Genomic DNA, 16,879 nt, shown 5'->3' with positions numbered 1-16,879 from the left:
CGGGGCGGACGTGTTGGGTGGGCGGTATGAACGACACCGAACTCCTGGCGGACCGCTTCGAGGAACACCGCGGCCGGCTGCGCGCGGTGGCCTACCGCATGCTCGGCTCGCTGCCGGAGGCGGAGGACGCCGTCCAGGAGACCTGGCTGAAGCTGAGCCGCACCGACGCGGACCAGATCAGGAACCTCGGCGGCTGGCTCACCACCGTCGTCGGCCGGGTCTGCCTCGACCTGCTGCGCGCCCGCACCGCGCGCCGCGAGGACCCCATCGACGAGACATTCGTCCCGGACCCGCTGCTCAGACCCCTGACGGAGCTGGACCCCGAGGAGGAGGTGCTCCAGGCCGACTCGGTGGGCCTCGCCCTCCTCGTCGTCCTGGAGACCCTGGAGCCCGCCGAACGGCTCGCCTTCGTTCTGCACGACCTGTTCGCGGTGCCTTTCGACGACATCGCCCCGATCGTGGAACGCACCTCAGCCGCGACCCGCCAACTGGCCGGCAGAGCCCGCCGCCGAGTCCAGGGGGCCGCCCCTTCGACCGCCCCGGACCTGGGCCGGCAGCGCGAGATCGTCGAGGCGTTCCTCGCCGCCGCACGCGAGGGCGACTTCGACGCCCTCGTCGCACTTCTGCACCCGGACGTGGCACTGCGCGCCGACTCCGGCGCGCTGGTGCGGGGCGCGGCGGCCTCCAAGGCGCTGCGCGGAGCACGCGCGATCGCCGAACAGGCCCTGATGTTCGCCCCGTTCGCCCGCCTCGCCCAACTCGCCCTGGTCAACGGCTCGGTGGGTGTCGTCAACGCCCCCGAAGGACAGCTCCTCTCCGTCATGGGCGTCACGATCGCCGACGGCCGGATCACCGGGATGTACATCCTGTCCGACCCGGACCGGCTGGCCCGCCTCGATGCGAACGGGTCAGTACGCTGAACGGCATGGAAGATCACATAGCGGACCGGGTCGATCTGCGCGGTGACTGCGAGCGGTGTTTCGGCCTGTGCTGTGTCGCGCTGACCTTCGCCGCCGCGACGGACTTCGCGATCGACAAGGCCGCCGGGACGCCGTGCCCGAACCTCCAGGGCGATCACCGCTGCGGCATCCACGCGAAACTCCGGCAGACCGGTTTCACCGGTTGCACGGTATACGACTGCTTCGGCGCCGGGCAGAAGGTCTCGCAGGTCACCTTCGGCGGGCGGGACTGGCGTACGGTCCCGCAGGCGGAGTCCCGCCGGATGTTCGACGTGTTCCCCGTCGTGCGGCAGCTGCAGGAGCTGCTCCGGTATCTGAACGAGGCGCTCACCCTGGCGGCCGCGGCGCCGGTCCACCCCGCGTTGCGCGAGGCGCTGCGCAGGACCGACGCGCTCACACGCGGCACGCCCGAAGAGCTGGGCGCGCTCGATGTGGGCGCCCACCGGCAGGAGGTCAACGTGCTGCTGCTGCGCACCAGTGAGCTGATGCGGGCCGGGGCGAAGGGCAAGAAGAAGGACCGGCGCGGTGCCGATCTCATGGGTGGCCGGCTCAAGGGCGCCGATCTGAGCCGGGCCGATCTGCGCGGCGCCTATCTCATCGCCGCCGATCTCACCGGGGCCGACCTGCGCGGCGCGGATCTGATCGGCGCCGACCTGCGGGACGCCGATCTCACGGACGCCGACCTGACCGGCGCGTTCTTCCTCACCCAGCCTCAGGTCAACGCGGCCCGGGGCGGCGCGGGCACCAGGCTGCCGGGGTCAGTCGTCCGCCCGGTGCACTGGGCAGCGGGCCTCTGAGGTGCCGTGGTCCGGGACCGCGACCGGCGCGGTCACCGGCCCGGACGGCATGCGCCGGTCCAGGTGGAGCCGTAGACCCTCCGGCATCAGCGTCAGGCGCTCGGCCACGCGCAGCCGGTAGGCGGGGTCGGGGCGCAGCTCGTAGCGGCGCAGCAGCAGGCCCAGGACGAGAGTCGCCTCGTGCAGCGCGAACTGGCGGCCGATGCACGCCCGCGCCCCCGTCCCGAACGGCTTGAAGGTGTGCGGGGCGCGCGAGCGCACGGCCTTGGCGTCGAAGCGGTCCGGGTCGAACTCGTCGGCGTCCGCGCCCCACACCTCGGGGTCGCGGTGCAGCATCGGCGTGAGGATCAGCGCCCAAGCGCCCCGCCGCACCGGGTGGATCCCGGCGAGCTCGGTGTCACGGGTGGCCTCACGGGCGTAGGCGGGCGCCGTCGGCCACAGCCGCAGCGACTCGTCGAGCACCCGGCGGACGTAGCGCAGCTTGGCGACCTGCTCGTAGCCCGGCACCTCGGTGTCGCCCCAGACCTGGTCGATCTCGGCGCGGGCGCGGGCCGCGACGTCCGGGTGGCGGGCGAGGTAGTGCAGCGCGAAGGAGAGCGAACCCGAGGTCGTCTCGTGGCCGGCGACCAGGAAGGTGATGACCTGGCGACGGACGTTCTCGGCGGAGAGCCGCTCGCCGGTCTCCGGGCGGGTCGTCTCCAGCATCCGGTCGAGCAGGTCGCCGTCACCGCCGTTCGCCGTGCGGCGGGTGCGCACCATGTCGTCGACCGTGCGGTTGAGATGGGCGATGTCGGCCTCGTTGCGCCGGGTCGCGGTGCGCAGGAGGAGCGGGGCCAGCGGTCCGGGCACGGAGTTCAGGCGCTGTGCGTAGCTGAGGGTGCCGACCATCGAGGTGACGAAGGGGTGCGGGCGGTCGCGTTCGAAGGAGCCGAAGTCGTGGCCGAAGCCGGTGCGCGCGATCGTCTCCAGGGTCAGCTTGGTCATGTCGCCGGGCACGTCGACCGACCGCCCTGCGGTCAGTTCGCGGTCCCAGTGGTCCGTCAGGCGTTCGGCCACGGCCAGCATCATCGGGTGGTAGCCCGCCATCGCCTCGCGGCTGAAGCCGGGGGCCAGGACGTCGTGCGCCAGCTGCCAGTTCGGTTCGTGGTTGTACGCCGTGAACAGCCCGTCCCCGGCGACCGGCCGCAGATTGGCGATGCCGAGCCCGACGTGCTTGGCGAACCGCGACTCGTCCGCCATGTCGGCCACCAGGTCGGCGCCCCACACGAACACGAACTCCTTGCCGAAGGCCTTCCGGCGGAAGATCGGGCCCAGTTGGCGGGCGAAGCGCAGCGAGTCCTGGAGTGGAGTGCGCCGGTCGGCGCCGATGACGTCACCGAGGAACGGGAGCCGGCGCGGCGGATGAGGGATGCGGTCGAGTCGGGGCCAGCCCTGCTCTGCGCTCCGGAATCCCTTCGGCAGCGCGGTCGGCGTCACCGTCGTCGTCTCCGCCATGACGCGATCTCCCTTGATCCACAAGCGGGTTCAGTCTGTTGTACGTGGGTTCAATAGCGGGTTTCAGTGTGATCCCGTTGTTGAACCGACGTCAAGTAAAGTGCGGGAATGGCCGCGAACCAGGGAGAGCGCACACGCCGCCGGCTCAGCACCGGCGAGCGTCGGGAGCAACTCCTCACCGTGGGCGCGCGGTTGTTCTCGGAGAGCCCCTACGACGAGGTGTGGATCGAGCAGGTCGCCGAGATCGCCGGGGTCTCCCGAGGGCTGCTCTACCACTACTTCCCGACCAAGCGGGACTTCTTCGCGGCCGTCGTCGAGCGCGAGAGCGAGCGGATGCTGCGGATGACGGCGGCCGTACCGGGCGTACCGGCCCGCGAGCAGCTGGCCTCCGCCCTCGACACCTATCTGGAGTACGTCCACGCCCACGCGCACGGCTACCGGGCCTTCCATCGCGCCGACGCGGCCGGGGACCAGACCGTACGGCGCGTCTATCGGCGGGCGTTGGCGGCGCAGGAGCGGCAGATCCTGGCCGCGCTGGCCGCCGATCCCGAGTTCGGACCGGCCGTGGAGGAGCGGCCCGACACGAAGCTCGCGGTGCGCGGCTGGCTGGCCTTCACCACCGCCGTCTGTCTGGAGTGGCTGCGCGGACCGGAGTTGAGCCGCGAGCAGGTGCGCGATCTGTGCGCGCGGGCCCTGTTGGGTGTCATCTCGCCCTGAAAAGCCGTCGTGGAATTCGCGTCGCGTGGTTGGCGCGCGCCCCGATCTTCGATAAGTTAGGCAAGGCTTACCTAAGGAGGTTCAGGGATGGGTGACAGCCAGACGTGGACGGCCGTGCCTGCCGCGGCCGAGCGGGCCCGCTCGGTGCTCGCCGCCGCATGGTCCTGCGCGGTGACCGCGGAGGGCGGTCGCGAGGAGTTCGTCGGCGCGCACAGCGTGGCCGACGACGGCCGGGTGCTTCTTCAAGTACCCGAGGACAGCGCCCTGTTGGCCACCGCGATCTGCGCGCCGCGCGGCGAGCCGTCCGCGGTCCTAGAGTTCGCGGACGTCGCGCCCGTCCCCGTGCGCAACCGCATCCGGGCCCGGGTGTGGCTCGCCGGCTGGTTCGTCCCCGAGGACGGCGGACTGGCGTTCCGGCCCACGCGCGTGGTGCTGCGTCCGGCGACCGGCGCGGTCGTCATCGACCTCGACGAGTTCGCCGCCGCCGAACCCGACCCGCTGGCCCTGGCCGAGGCCCGGTTGCTGACCCACCTTGCCGACTGCCACTCCGACGCGGTCGAGCGGCTCACCCGCCTCGTCGAGCCCGACAGCCTGCACGGCGCCGTCCGTGTCCAGCCCCTCGCCGTCGACCGGCACGGACTGACCCTGCGCATCGAGCGCGTCCGCGCCCACGGCGACGTACGACTGCCGTTTCACGCGCCCGCCGACACGGTCGCGCACCTCACCGAACGGATGCACGTGCTGCTCACCCGGGCCAGCGCCGCGTCCTGCCCGCGTCCTCTACAGCGGCAGCGCGCAGACGGCGACCGGTGAGGCGAACGGCGCGCCCGCGAGCCGCAGTTCACCACTCTCCCCGTCCACCTGGAACACGCTCACCGTGCTCGACTTCTGGTTCGCGGCGAACAGCAGCGCCCCGTCCGGCGAGAAGGCGATCTGCCGGGGGAAGTCACCGCTCACGGACACGGTGTCGAGCAGTCGGAGCCGGGCGCCGTCCGCCTCGACGGCGTACCGCGCCAGGGTGTTGTCGCCCCGGTTGGCGAGATAGGCGTACGCGCCGTTAGGTGTCACCAGGATCTGCGCCGGGTAGTTTGTCGCGCTGCCCGTGCTCCCGCTGGACTGCGGGTCGCCGATCGACAGGGCGCCCGTGGCCGGGTCGTAGGCGCAGACGGCGATGGTGTCGTCCACCTCGTTGGCCAGGTAGGCGTACCGGCCGCCGGGGTGGAACGTGAGATGGCGCGGGCCCGCACCCGCGCGGGTGCGGGCCTGGGAGACCTCGGTGAGTGCGCCCTTCGTGGTGTCCAGGCGGTACGTGTAGACCGTGTCGGTGCCCAGGTCGACGGCTAGGACATGGCCGCCGTCGGGACTCGTGACGAACTGGTGCGCGTGCGGGCCGTCCTGGCCCGGGCCCGGCTGCGGAGTGGAGTGCTTGACCAGGGCGGTGCGTTCACCGAGCGCGCCCGCCGCGTCGATCGGGTGCACGGCCACACTGCCGGACGAGTAGTTGGCGCTGAGCAGCCAGCGCCCGGTGGGATGCACCGAGAGGTGGCAGGGGCCCGCGCCGCCGGTGCTCCGCGCGCCGAGGATCCTGCGGTCCGCCAGACGTACGGCGGTCACTGCGCCGGACGTCTGCTCGTCGACCGCGTACAGCGTGCTGCCGTCGGGGTGTACGGCGAGGTACGACGGGTCGGCGACTCCGGTGAGCGTTCCCGCGTCCGTGATCCGGCCGGTCGCCGGGTCGTAGGTGGCCAGGCCGATGCCCGTGCCGCCGCCGTCGACCGAGGTGTACGTGCCGAGGTAGAGGGGGCGTGGGCCGGCGGCCTGGCCGGCGCGGTGGGTGCCGGGGGCCGGTGCCCGGGTCGCCACGGGAGTGGACTCTGGGTCGGCCGGGGCCGAGGCCGGTGACGGAACCGCGACCACGGCCGCGGTTCCGCCCAGGGCTCCCAGGAAACGGCGTCGATTCCAACCGCCCTGTGACGCGTCCGCACCACTGCTCATTCCCACACCCTCAGGTCGTCGCTTGCCCCGGTCGTCACGGCCACCTTGGCGTGGACGGCCCGCCGAGCGCAAGAACGGCAACGCGCGTTGCGGAGAGTGCAATGGGTGGATGGCCTACCAGTCGCCGTCCTCCACCGGCTTGCCCTGGGCGTCCTTGAGGGGCTGCACCTGGCCGGGTGCGGGCTGCTGCCAGGGTTCGTGGTCGTCGCCGAGCCAGTCGCCCACCGGTTTCACCGCCTCCAGGGTGTCGGTGGGGGCGAGATCCTCGGCGTCCTGGTCGTAGTAGTCGAACCAGGGCAGCCCCGCCCGGGTGTACGCGGCCCGGTCCACCGGCGACGGCGGCGGCTCCTGGCCGGTGATGCGGCGCCACTCCGGAGGCGTCACGAGATGCACGAACACCCGACCGGCGGGCTCCCCGGCCCAGGCCGTCAGCGGGCGGTCGTCCTCGTAGACCTCCTGGCGCATCGAACCGCCGACACCGAGACCCATCCGGGGAGAGGCCGCCGGAGCACCGGGTGCGGGGGCGGCCTGTGCTGCCATCGGCATGGGGGGCGCGCCGTAACCCCCGGTCGGCATGGTGATCGCGCGCGCCCGCTCCGACCGCCGGCGCTCCGCCTCGCGCCACTTGGCCAACTCCCGTTCGGTGAGCGGGAAGGACTGGAGCTGGACGCCGCCCCACACCTCCTCGCCCGTGACCTGGGCCTCGACGGTCGCGCCCAGGCCCAGCGGTACGGCCACGAACTGGCGGACCGTGCCCTTGCCGGAGTTGATGCCGTCGAGCCAGGGCTGACGCGGAAGTACGACGTAGTTCTGCGGGTCGCGGGACAGCCGGTCGCTCCACGGCTTCCCGGAGACCGCGCACACCTTGCCCACGCCGACCTGGAGGGCGGCGGGCTCGGCCGTACCCGCGAAACTCAGCCACATCGCCTCACGCAGATAGACCGGCAGCATCACCCCGCCCCGCGCCTGCCACTCCGCAGGCACCGTGTCCGGGAAGTCCGCGACCCGGCGGACCGGGAACTCGCCGAGCCCCGGCGGCAGCGGATGGGTGCCCGTCTCGGGCAGGCGCAGGGTGCGGATGAACCGCACCGCCACCCCACCGGGCAGCCGCAAGGTGTTCCCGTCGATCCGTACGGTGCTGTCGGTCATACGCCCGCCCCCATCGCTGTGCTGCCGGAGGCGGCCCGCCCCCAGGTGACTCCGTCACCTAGAACGATCGGCGCCCGTGCCCCGGTTCCTGCGCAGCCGCTCCGGCACGCCCACCCGCTCCCGCAGCCAGGCCAGCCATGGCAGGCGTCTGCGCTGGTCACCGGCGCACCGGTCGAGTTCCTCCAGCAGCCGGCGCGAGCGGTGCTCGGTGTCCAGCTCGTCCAGCATGCGGTTGACCTCGGTCAGCACGGCACCCAGCAGCTGCCACTGGGCCGCGTCGCGCTGGACCTCCTCCAGGAGCAGCTGCGCCAGCTTGTCGCGGGTCGCGGCAGCCGTGTGCAGCTCGGCGGCGAGGCGCGACTCCGCGGACTCGGCGCTCACGCTCACATCGGTGGTCACCAGCACCGCGAAACTGACCACGGCGTCACCGATCTCGGACAGCAACTGTTCTACGGCGGCGCCCGTCGGCGGCGCGAACAGCGGCTCGGGGTCGCGCTGTTTCGCCAGGTCGGTGAAGGTGCGCGCGAGGACCCGGAGCACGACCGTGCAGATCTCCAGCGTGTCCAGACCGGTCCGCAGCACGACCCGGTGCAGCAGCCCCTCCCGGACGCGCGGATTGAGCCGCAGGCTGTCCTCGGCCTGCCGTAGGGCCGCGTCCACTTCGACGATGTCGTGGTCGAGGCGGCGCGCCTCGTGCAGCCGCGCGGTGGCGTGGTCGACGGGAGTGCGGCCCGCCGCCTCCTCGCCCATGCGCCGCATCAGCCGTCGTAGCCGACGGGCCAGGCCCTCGATCGACTCGCCGGCCTCGTCCACCCACACCGGGGGAGCCAGCAGCAGATTGCAGGCGAACCCCACGACCGCGCCGATCAGCGTCTCCACCACCCGCGCCCAGGCCGTGTTCCCGACCGTGGTGACCCCGAGGACCAGCATCGCGCTGATCGCCACCTCGGGCACGTACTCGTCGACCTTCACCAGCCGCCCGACGACCAGCGAGGCCACGATCAGCAGGGCCAGGCTCCACCAGGTCAGACCGACCAGCAGACTGAACGCGATGGCGACGAGGACGCCCGCGACCACGGCGTTCACGCGGCGGATGCCGTTGGTGAGAGTGGCGTAGAGGGTGACCTGGACGACCAGGAGAGCGGTCAGGGGAGCGGTCAGCGGCGCGGGCTCCGGGCTCAGCCGCAGCGCGACGACATACGCGATCGTCGCCGCGGTCGCCGACCGCAGCGTCTGGACGACCACCGGGTCCCGGTGCCGGCCCACGAACCGCACCAGTGGCGCGGTCCACTCCCGGACATCTCGCATCCTTGGCCTATTCCCTCCTCGCGAATGCGCTGAACGTACCCATTGCGGACCGTAACTGTCCGCATGGCCTCCTAGATTGTCATCACCGGACAGGACGAAGGGGAGGTCGACAGTCATGACGAACATCCAGGGCATCGAGGTGCTGACCCGCTCGCACGACTACCTGCGCGAGGTGATCGCAGCCGTACCCGGGAGCGCCTGGGCGGCACCCACACCGTGCAGCGAGTGGACGGTACGCCAGGTCCTCAACCACGCCCGCATCGACCAGCAGGCCTACGGCCTTGTCCTCACCGGCGACCGGCCCGACTCCGACCCCTTCCACCCCGCGGACGCCCTGGACGGGGACCCGGTCGCCGAACTCGACAAGGTGCTCCGAGCGGTGGCCGAAGCCTACGCCGCACTGCCCGCCGACGCCGACCGGGTGCCGACCCCGCTGGGCCCGATGCCCCTCCCGTTCGCCGCGGCGACGGCCGCCATGGACGCGGCCGTGCACGCCTGGGACATCGCGGTGGCCACCGGCCAGAACCGGCCACTGGAGGCGGACCTGGTGGAAGGCATCTGGCCGGCCGCGGACCGACTCGTCGACCAACTCCGGGACGCCTACCGGGTGTTCGCCCCCGCACGCGAGGTGACGGCCGAGTACGGCCGGGCCGAGACACTCCTCGCCTTCCTGGGCCGCGACCCGCACTGGACGGCCGCCGCGCCCTGAGGAAATCCCCACCCCGGCACGGAGGACGACGGCATGGTCCGCGTCCCCGGGGCGCGCGACCCTCGACGATGACACGGCATCGGACCGGACTGATCCTGACCCTGCTCATCGGCCTCGGCGCCGTGGCGGCCGGCACCCCGGACGCCACGGCAGCACCTCCGACCTCGTCGGCCTCGCCCGGGGTCGCCGCCCTCGACCGCTCCGCCCACCCCCTGCGGACCGTCGAACCGGGCGGCGACACCAGCGACCTGCGCCCGCTCGACCGCAGGATCGGCGGCGCCGAGGTCGTCGGTCTCGGCGAGGCCACCCACAGCTCCCACGACTTCCTCGCCCTCAAGGACCGCGTCCTCCGCGACCTCGTCGAGAAGAAGGGCTTCCGCACCTTCGCCCTGGAAGGCGCGTGGAGCACCGGCCTGCGGCTCGACGACTATGTCCTGTACGGCAAGGGGGACCCGCGGCGCATCATGCGCGAGGAGTTCCAGCGCGACTACCTGTGGTGGAACAACACCGACTGTCTGCGGCTCGTCGAGTGGATGCGCGCGTAGAACGTCCGGCACCCCGGCGACCCCGTGCGGTTCATGGGCGACGACATGGGCCAGACCCGAACTGTACGACTCGGTGACCCCCTATGCGGCCCGCATCCACCCGGAGTCGAGTTCCCGCCTCGCCGGGCTGTACCGAGGGCTGCGGCCACCGTCCCGGCCGGGACGCACATCGAACAGTACCTGGACAAGCCGTACGCCGAACGCAAGGGGATGGCCGAACGCACCGGCAGGGCACTGGAGTTGCTGAAGCGGCAGGCACCGGGCAAGGACCGTGCCGCACACGACCGGGCGGTGCGGAACGCGGCCGCCGTCGACCAGGTGGCCCGGCTGTACGACTTCGCCTTCGACGAACCCGGGCAGACGGCCGCCGCCATGCGTTGTCGCGACCAGACGATGGCGGCCGATGTCGTCTGGTGGCAGCGGCACACCGGCACCAGGGTGCTGCTGTCCGCGCACGACGCCCACATCGGCCATGTGCCGTCCGACCCGGTCAACTACCCGAAGATGCAAGGGGCGTTCCTCCGCGACACCCTCGGCTCCGGGTATGTCGGCGTGGGCCTGACCTTCGACCGGGGCTCGTTCAACGCCACCGGCCCGGACGACGCGATCCACCGCTGGACGCTGGGACCGGCCGGCCCGGGCGGCAACGAACGGACCCTGGACCAGGTGCGGTTCGCCGACCACCTGGTCGACCTGCGCACGGTCGCATCACCGGCCCGCGCATGGCTCGACGAGGCACGGCCGACCCGCAGTATCGGCACCGACTACCCGGAGGACCCCGAGAACTTCGCACTGGCCCGCAGCTGCGACGTCCTGGTCCACCTTCACCGCGTCACGGCCGCCCGGCTGCGCGACCGGTAGCCCGCGATCTTCGCGAGGTTGCCGCAGCGGTCCATCGAGCACCAACGGCGGCGGCGGGCCTGGGAGTCGTCCAGGAACAGCAGGGAACACTCCGGGTTCTCGCACTCCTTGACGCGCTCCAGCAGCGGACCGCCCACCAGTAGGACGCCGTCCCGGGCCACCGTCGCCAGCGCCGCGCGCGCCGGATGCGCCGACTTCCAGCGCCACTCACCCAGTTGGGGCGCGAGATCCGGGCGCGCGGCGGCCTCGTTGACCCGGTCGACATCGGCCGCCGCCGGTTCCCGCCCGGCCATCGCGTCCCGTACGACCCGGTAGAGCGCCTCGCGCAGGGTGCGCGCGTCCGTCAGCTCCCGGGCCGTGACCCGCACCGGTTCGGTGTCCGTCGACAGCTCCGCCTCCGTGATCCAGGCGGCCAGGGCGGCCGGATCGGGGAGCCGTTCGACGGGGGTGGCGTGCCGTTTGCCGAGCGTCGCCACGAAGTTCAGGCACGGGCGTCCGCCGATGAACGGGAAGACGGGCGGGGTGGTCATGGCGGTCAGCTTACCTCGTGCACACCGGTTCATGCGGTGTACGCGAGGAGGGCCGACAAGCCTTGACACCGATTCGTCCGGTGTCGCATGGTGACACCAGTTCAAGCGGTGTCGGCCGGGTTCGGTGGCCGCGACAGGGAGTGGGTGGCGGTATGCGTGCGGTACGGATCGACGAGTTCGGCGGGCCCGAGGTGCTGGTGCCGGTCGAGGTGCCCGACCCGGTCGCGGGTCCGGGGGAGGTGTTGGTGCGGGTCGCCGCGGCGGGCGTGAACCGTGCGGACGCCCTGATCAGGTCCGGGAACTACCACCGGGCCGGACGCCCGCCGCTGATCCCGGGGGTGGAAGGAGCCGGTACCGTCGCCGCGTTGGGCGAGGGGGTCACCGGATTCTCGGTCGGCCAGCGGGTCGTGGCCCTCGACGGCGTGAACTCACCCGGTTTCTATGCCGAGTTGGCGGCCGTGCCTGCGACCCAGGTGACCGCACTGCCCGACGGGATCGAGCTCACGCACGCCGCCGCCCTGCCCGTCGCCTGGCTGTCGGCCTGGTACTGCCTGCGGCACCTCGCCCGGGTCACCGAGGAGGACACGGTGGTCGTGAAGGCCGCCGCGAGCGGGGTCGGCAGCGCGGCCGTGCAGATCGCGGCCGAGTCCGGCGCACGGGTCGTCGCCCTCGCCGGATCACCCGAAAAGGCCGCCTGGGCGGGGGAGTTCGGCGCCCAGGCGACCATCGACACCTCGGCGCACCCGGACGAGGCCGAGGTCGACGAGGTGCTGCGGCTCACCGACGGACGCGGCGCGGACGTCGTCCTCGACACCGTCGGCGGCCGGGCCTTCGGGCGCAGCCTGCGCGAGATCGGACACGGCGGCCGGGTCGTCGCCCTCGCCAATGTCGCCCTGGAGCCGAGCACCGTCGACACGCGTGACTTCTATCCGAAGAACGCGTCGATCCTCGGCTTCCAGCTCACCGACCTCCAGGTCCACGGCGGCTACGACCCCCGCCCCGACCTGGGTGAACTGGCCGAGCGGGTGGCTGCCGGCACCTACCGCGTGCCGATCGAGACCGTCGTACCCCTCGCCGAGGCGCGTGCTGCCCACGAGCGGCTGGAGCGCCGCGACAACCGGGGCAAGATCGTCATCGCGGTGCCGGGAGAGTGACGTCGGACGTACAACTCGGGGGCCGACGTCAGACGTACAGCTTGTCGAGGAAGGCGGTCAGATTGCCCACCGTCCGCTCGACCTGCTGCTCCACGGTCAGGCTCTCCTCGATACGGATGCCCGACTCGGGGATCTTCCTGCCGCGCACATAGAGGGAGCAGGCGAGGTCGGTGCACATGTACAGGCCGACCGAGTTGCCCTCGCGGCCCGCCGGACCCGCCTTGCGCGCGGTCATCAGGGAGACCCCGCCGCCCGGATGGGTCGTCACGCACAGCGAACACATGCTCCGGTGCAGAAAGCCGCGCTGAGCGGACGGGAACCGCAGGGTGACCCCGACAGGCCCGTCCGCCCGCTCGGCGACGAGACAACTGCGGTCCGGTGCCCCCGGATCCCGCCAGCCCAGGAAGTCCAGGTCGTCCCAGGGGCGGCTGTCGAGATCGCGGGGGACCGCCAGCCGCTTCGCCTCGCCCTTCGAGCAGTTGACAAATGAGTTGCGGATGGCCTGCTCGGTGAGTGATCTCATGGGGGAGTCTCCTGGGGCGGTGTCCGTCTCCGAAACCTAGGGGGTCTAGGTTTCGGTTCAGGGTAGTGAGGTGAGCGGTGGGGGAGCCAATGGATTTCGGGGCTGTCGGGGCACGCCAGGCGCGGGCACTGCGGCATGTCGCGGCCAGGTCGTCGGGCCCGGCCGTCGATCCGCGACTGCGCATCACCCTCAACTTCCACCCCGACCGCACGGCGGCCGGACGCCCGATCCTCGACGCGCTGGCCCAGGACGGCACGTACCACTCGCAGTTCGTCACCGGCACCGGCAACGGCGGCCTCACCGCCCACCCCGGCGGCGACCGCTGGCGCTGGGAGAGCGGGATCTTCGCCGGTGCCTACGACGGGGCGCCTGCCGCCGAGCGGCCGGTGTACGGCGCGCTGAACTTCCGGCGCCAACTGGTCGGCGCCGCCCCGAGGTTCGGTTCCTCGCACCTCCGGCTGACCGGCGCTGCCCTGGCCCGCGCCACCTTCTGCTACCCCGACAGCGCCGCCGAACCGAGCGACTTCGGAGTCGCCGCCGGAATGTCCCTGATCGCGCTCGCCGAGGCCGACGAGCAGGACGCCCTCAACGACTACATCGAGGCACAGGTGCACGGCGGAGTCGACCTCGCCCGGGACGCCGAGGCCCTCGTCCTGGACGCGAGCTACCGCGGCACCCCGGTCGAGACCGCCGCCCGCCGTCTGCCCGGCCCGGTCGAATGGCACCCTGGATACCGGCTCACCGTGGGCGAGTTGAGGCGGCACGCGGACTACCGAGGGCAGGAGTACGCCGATCTCGGCGCCCGTATCGCGGAGAAGGGCGTGCTCGACCCCCGGATCATCGGCGATGCCGCCCGCACCGGCCGATATGAACTCCAGGACCTGAAGATGGTGTGGCACACCCTGGCCCGCTTCGGGGCGCCGGCGGGGGCGGGGACCGCGGTGGACGGGGTGGACGGCCGCGGTCAGCCGGTGGCGCGGACGAGTTGACGGATGCGACGCCTTGATGGATGTGACGCCGGACAGAACGAGACGCGGGCGGTACGGACTTCACGCGCCGAGGCGCGGGGGCCGTTCAGGCCCGGAGCCGTGCAGTCAGGAACCGTCCGGCCCGGTCCAGGGCGGCGGTCGCCTCGTCGAGGAGCGCACCGTGGGCCCGGAAGACGTGCGGTACCCCGGGGGTCACGTCGAGGGTGACCTCCACGTCCGCGCCGGCGGCTCGCCCGGCGAGGCGCACGGCGTCGTCGAGGAGGACCTCGTGGCTGCCGGCCTGGATGAGCAGGGGCGGAAGGCCGGACAGGTCCGCGAAGACGGGGCTGATCAGGCCGAGCGCGGGGTCCTGCCCCGCCGTGCAGCCGGCGACGAGGGGTTCGAGGAGTTCCCGGGACAGCAGCGGACCGGCCCCTCGCCCGGTGTCCATGGAGGGGCCGGCGAGGGTGAGGTCGACGTAGGGCGACATGACGAAGGCGGCGGCAGGGGCAGCCCGTGGTCGCGGGCGCCGACCAGGGTGGCGACGACGAGTCCACCGCCCGCCGACTCGCCCGCGAAGACGATGTCCGAGGGTGCGACACCGTCGGTCGGCAAGGCTTCGTGGACCGCCGACGCGTCGTCCACCGCCGCCGGATACGGATGTTCGGGGCGAGCCGGTACTCGACGGAGCAGGCATTGGCGGCGGTCCGGCCACCGACCTGCGCGGCCAGACCGGCGGAGCTGAGGGCGCGTCCCCCCAGGAGATAGACACCGCCGTGGAAGTAGACGACGACATGGCGGAGCTCGACTCCGTCGAAGGTGATGTCCGGGAGCGGCCGGGCCGGGTCGTTGTCACGGGCCAGCGGCTTCTTGGTCTCGGCGTGCCCGATCCGTACCACGTTCCTGCCGAACAGCGACGAGGCGCCGAGGTGGTCGGCGGGGTGGTCGGAGCAGACCAGGTGGGTCAGTCCGTTGGAGACGCCGTTGGCGGCCGCGATCTCGTCGATCGTCCGCTGGAGGTCGTGCCCGATGGTCGGGGGCGCCTCGAAGAGCACGACGCTCTCACGGGGCGTCAGGAATGCCGAGTGGTAGGTGCCGTCGGTCACCCAGTACAGGTTCTTCTCGATCCGGCCGACGTAGTGCCCCGGGAGTTGACGGCGGGACCGGGCGCGCTACGACTGTGGCCCACGGCCGCCGCGTTCAGCCGGCACGCGCTTGAGGACACGGTGCTCGGCGGGCGCATCCCGCTCAGCGCCGGGCAGGCCGTCACCGTGATGGCGGTGTCGAGCGTCGTGCCGTCGGCCGGGTGCTCGGCGCCGAGCTGCTCGCGATGCTCGTCCACCGCTACCGGCTCCACGACCACGCGGACTACCGGATCACGGTGAGGGAGACCCTCACCCTCAAGCCCGACGGCTTCACGCTCACGCTCACCCCGCGCACCTCCGCCGACCGGGTGCACCCGCCGCTGCCGGGTCCCGTCGAGGCCCCGTGACTCCCGTGGCGGAGACCGACGTTCCCGCCCGGGTCCGTCCTGGCACCGGAGCCCTCTTCCTGCACGGCAGCAACTACGGCACCTGCCGTGAGTTCGCCGCCCAACTCGCGGACGAGGCAGCAGTGTTGGGCTGCTCCGTGGAAGTCGCACCGCTGGACGCGTACGCCGACGGCCTCCCCACGGACCGTCCCGTCGTGATCACCGCCGCCTCCTACGACGGCCGCCCCACCGACGACGCCGTCGCCTTCACCGCCCGGCTGGAGGAGCACCACGACCTCAGCGACGTGACCTACGCCGTCCTCGGCGTCGGCGACCGCAACTGGGCCGTCACCTACCAGCACATGCCGACCCGCATCGACGCAGGCCTCGCCGAACTCGGCGCCACCCGTCTGACCGACCGGGCGGAGCGACCTTCGTCCAGCACCGGATCGCCGCCGAGGCGGACGAGGTGTGGGCCCTGCTGGACGCGGGCGCCAGGGTGTTCGTGTGCGGCGACGGGTCGCGCATGGCACCGGGCGTGCGGGAGGCGTTCCGTACCCTGTACCGGGACCGCACGCCCGGCGCCGACGAACCGGCCGCCGAGCAGTGGCTCAACCGACTGATGGCGGACGGGCGTTACGTCGAGGACGTGTACGCCGCCGGCTGAACGAAAGGGAGAGGTGGGCGCACGGTGACGGACTCCTGGGAGCGGGCCCGGAAGATCCTCGGCTCGGCGGGCATTCCGCCGGACCGACTCGCCCAGCTTCGTCCGATGGGCGGCGGCACCTACAACACCGTCGAGGAACTCACCCTCACCGACGGCAGCCGCTTCGTCCTCAAGACCGCCCCCACCGCTCCCGGCCTCGCCCACGAGCGCCAACTGCTCGTCTCCGAGGCCGACTTCTACGGTGCCGCCGCCAAGGCCGAAGTGGTGGCACCGCGCGTCCTGGTCCTCGACGGCGACACCCTCCTGATGACCCTCTGCCCCGGCGAACCCTGGGACCACGACTCCCTCACGGGCGGCGAAGTGGCCGTCCTGCGCACAGAGTTGGGCCGACAGCTCGCCCGCCTGCACGAGATCACCGGCCCCGGCTTCGGCTACCCCTCCGGCGCCCTGGGTCCCCTCGCCGCCGACTGGCGGACCGCATTCGCCACGCTCTACGACGCCGTCCTCGACGACGCCCGCCGCTACCGGGCCTGGCTGCCGCTCCCCGCCGACGACATCGCCCGTACGGCCCGCTCCGCCTACGCCGCCCTGGACGAGATCACCGTCCCCCGCGCCGTCCACTTCGACCTGTGGTGGGGCAACGTCCTGGTCGACCGCACCTCCGGAACGCCCCGCATCGGCGGACTCATCGACGGCGAGCGCATGTTCTGGGGCGATCCCCTCGCCGACTTCGTCTCCGTGGCGCTGCTCGGCGACATCAGGAAGGACGACGCGTTCCTCGCTGGTTACCGGGAAGCGGGCGGACGCGTCGAGTTCGACCGGTCGGCCGGCCTCCGCTACGCCCTCTACCGCAGCTACCTCTACCTGATCATGCTCACCGAGGCGGTCCCCAGGGAGTTCGGCGCGCAGGAGAACCGCTGGCGGCGCGAGCGGGTGGGCCCCGAGCTGCTCGCCGCCCTCGGAGAGATCGACGGGACGGCTTCCACCACGTAGTGTGCATTCCACCGCCCCTTAGTTCAGGGCGTGAATTAA

Annotated in this window: 14 protein-coding genes and 3 pseudogenes; 10 read left to right on the top strand and 7 right to left on the bottom strand. The window is 72.3% G+C overall.

The annotated features are described in order from the left end of the window. Nucleotides 1-26 precede the first annotated feature (26 nt). Together sigJ and AB0I51_RS26705 are read left to right on the top strand one after the other, a co-directional pair. Nucleotides 27-920 carry an RNA polymerase sigma factor SigJ gene (gene sigJ, locus AB0I51_RS26710; protein ID WP_362979241.1) on the top strand — a complete coding sequence of 298 codons (894 nt, stop codon included), beginning with the start codon at nucleotides 27-29 and terminating at the stop codon, nucleotides 918-920. Nucleotides 921-925: 5 nt separating this feature from the next. Next, the gene (locus AB0I51_RS26705; RefSeq protein ID WP_362979239.1) at nucleotides 926-1,756 is read left to right on the top strand and encodes a pentapeptide repeat-containing protein; all 831 of its coding nucleotides are present in this window, start codon (nucleotides 926-928) and stop codon (nucleotides 1,754-1,756) included. On the opposite strand, the gene AB0I51_RS26700 is transcribed toward AB0I51_RS26705, so the two are convergent. Then, nucleotides 1,718-3,250 (bottom strand): cytochrome P450, encoded by a 1,533-nt coding sequence (locus tag AB0I51_RS26700; RefSeq protein ID WP_362979237.1) that lies wholly within the window; start codon nucleotides 3,248-3,250, stop codon nucleotides 1,718-1,720. The two genes, AB0I51_RS26705 and AB0I51_RS26700, sit on opposite strands and share 39 nt — an antisense overlap. Before the next feature lie 108 nt (nucleotides 3,251-3,358). On the opposite strand from AB0I51_RS26700, the gene AB0I51_RS26695 reads away from it, so the two are divergent. Both AB0I51_RS26695 and AB0I51_RS26690 read left to right on the top strand, forming a co-directional pair. After that, nucleotides 3,359-3,967 (top strand): TetR/AcrR family transcriptional regulator, encoded by a 609-nt coding sequence (locus AB0I51_RS26695; protein WP_362979235.1) that lies wholly within the window; start codon nucleotides 3,359-3,361, stop codon nucleotides 3,965-3,967. Between the two features lie 87 nt (nucleotides 3,968-4,054). Next, nucleotides 4,055-4,780, top strand: coding sequence for a DUF2470 domain-containing protein (locus AB0I51_RS26690; RefSeq protein ID WP_362979233.1), 726 nt, complete (start codon nucleotides 4,055-4,057; stop codon nucleotides 4,778-4,780). Here AB0I51_RS26690 and AB0I51_RS26685 read toward each other — a convergent pair. From AB0I51_RS26685 to AB0I51_RS26675, 3 genes are all read right to left on the bottom strand, one after another. Next, a complete protein-coding gene (locus tag AB0I51_RS26685; RefSeq protein WP_362979231.1) occupies nucleotides 4,748-5,962 on the bottom strand; it encodes a lactonase family protein in 1,215 nt (404 codons plus the stop codon). The genes AB0I51_RS26690 and AB0I51_RS26685 overlap by 33 nt on opposite strands. A 114-nt stretch (nucleotides 5,963-6,076) precedes the next feature. Next, nucleotides 6,077-7,111 carry a hypothetical protein gene (locus tag AB0I51_RS26680; RefSeq protein WP_362979229.1) on the bottom strand — a complete coding sequence of 345 codons (1,035 nt, stop codon included), beginning with the start codon at nucleotides 7,109-7,111 and terminating at the stop codon, nucleotides 6,077-6,079. Nucleotides 7,112-7,165: 54 nt separating this feature from the next. Beyond that, nucleotides 7,166-8,419: an FUSC family protein gene (locus tag AB0I51_RS26675; protein WP_362979227.1), complete on the bottom strand. Its 1,254-nt coding sequence runs from the start codon at nucleotides 8,417-8,419 to the stop codon at nucleotides 7,166-7,168. Nucleotides 8,420-8,534: 115 nt separating this feature from the next. Between AB0I51_RS26675 and AB0I51_RS26670 the strand changes: the two genes are divergently transcribed. Together AB0I51_RS26670 and AB0I51_RS26665 are read left to right on the top strand one after the other, a co-directional pair. Further along, nucleotides 8,535-9,128, top strand: a complete 594-nt coding sequence (locus AB0I51_RS26670; RefSeq protein ID WP_362979225.1) for a TIGR03086 family metal-binding protein — start codon at nucleotides 8,535-8,537, stop codon at nucleotides 9,126-9,128. Nucleotides 9,129-9,196: 68 nt separating this feature from the next. Beyond that, nucleotides 9,197-10,534: pseudogene (locus AB0I51_RS26665) on the top strand (erythromycin esterase family protein). On the opposite strand, the gene AB0I51_RS26660 reads toward AB0I51_RS26665, so the two are convergent. Further along, nucleotides 10,498-11,064 (bottom strand): CGNR zinc finger domain-containing protein, encoded by a 567-nt coding sequence (locus AB0I51_RS26660; RefSeq protein ID WP_362979223.1) that lies wholly within the window; start codon nucleotides 11,062-11,064, stop codon nucleotides 10,498-10,500. The pseudogene AB0I51_RS26665 and the gene AB0I51_RS26660 sit on opposite strands and share 37 nt — an antisense overlap. 152 nt (nucleotides 11,065-11,216) lie before the next feature. Between AB0I51_RS26660 and AB0I51_RS26655 the strand changes: the two genes are divergently transcribed. Next, entirely contained in the window at nucleotides 11,217-12,218 is a 1,002-nt protein-coding gene (locus AB0I51_RS26655) for a zinc-binding dehydrogenase (RefSeq protein ID WP_362979221.1), read from the top strand. Nucleotides 12,219-12,246: 28 nt separating this feature from the next. On the opposite strand, the gene AB0I51_RS26650 is transcribed toward AB0I51_RS26655, so the two are convergent. Further along, nucleotides 12,247-12,741 (bottom strand): FBP domain-containing protein, encoded by a 495-nt coding sequence (locus AB0I51_RS26650; RefSeq protein WP_362979219.1) that lies wholly within the window; start codon nucleotides 12,739-12,741, stop codon nucleotides 12,247-12,249. 89 nt (nucleotides 12,742-12,830) lie between these two features. On the opposite strand from AB0I51_RS26650, the gene AB0I51_RS26645 reads away from it, so the two are divergent. Beyond that, nucleotides 12,831-13,730: a DUF3626 domain-containing protein gene (locus tag AB0I51_RS26645; RefSeq protein ID WP_362979217.1), complete on the top strand. Its 900-nt coding sequence runs from the start codon at nucleotides 12,831-12,833 to the stop codon at nucleotides 13,728-13,730. Between the two features lie 85 nt (nucleotides 13,731-13,815). Here AB0I51_RS26645 and AB0I51_RS26640 read toward each other — a convergent pair. After that, nucleotides 13,816-14,608: pseudogene (locus AB0I51_RS26640) on the bottom strand (alpha/beta hydrolase fold domain-containing protein). Nucleotides 14,609-14,878: 270 nt separating this feature from the next. Between AB0I51_RS26640 and AB0I51_RS26635 the strand changes: the two are divergent. Together AB0I51_RS26635 and AB0I51_RS26630 are read left to right on the top strand one after the other, a co-directional pair. Continuing rightward, nucleotides 14,879-15,605 (top strand): annotated as a pseudogene (locus tag AB0I51_RS26635) (flavodoxin domain-containing protein); the annotation flags it as partial. 266 nt (nucleotides 15,606-15,871) lie between these two features. Continuing rightward, nucleotides 15,872-16,840, top strand: coding sequence for an aminoglycoside phosphotransferase family protein (locus AB0I51_RS26630; RefSeq protein ID WP_362979216.1), 969 nt, complete (start codon nucleotides 15,872-15,874; stop codon nucleotides 16,838-16,840). Nucleotides 16,841-16,879 lie beyond the last annotated feature (39 nt).

It is taken from the genome of Streptomyces sp. NPDC050549 (assembly GCF_040655035.1).
Classification (GTDB): Bacteria; Actinomycetota; Actinomycetes; order Streptomycetales; family Streptomycetaceae; genus Streptomyces.
Note: the sequence above shows the minus strand (reverse complement) of the source record. Positions and strands in the feature narration are given on the sequence as shown.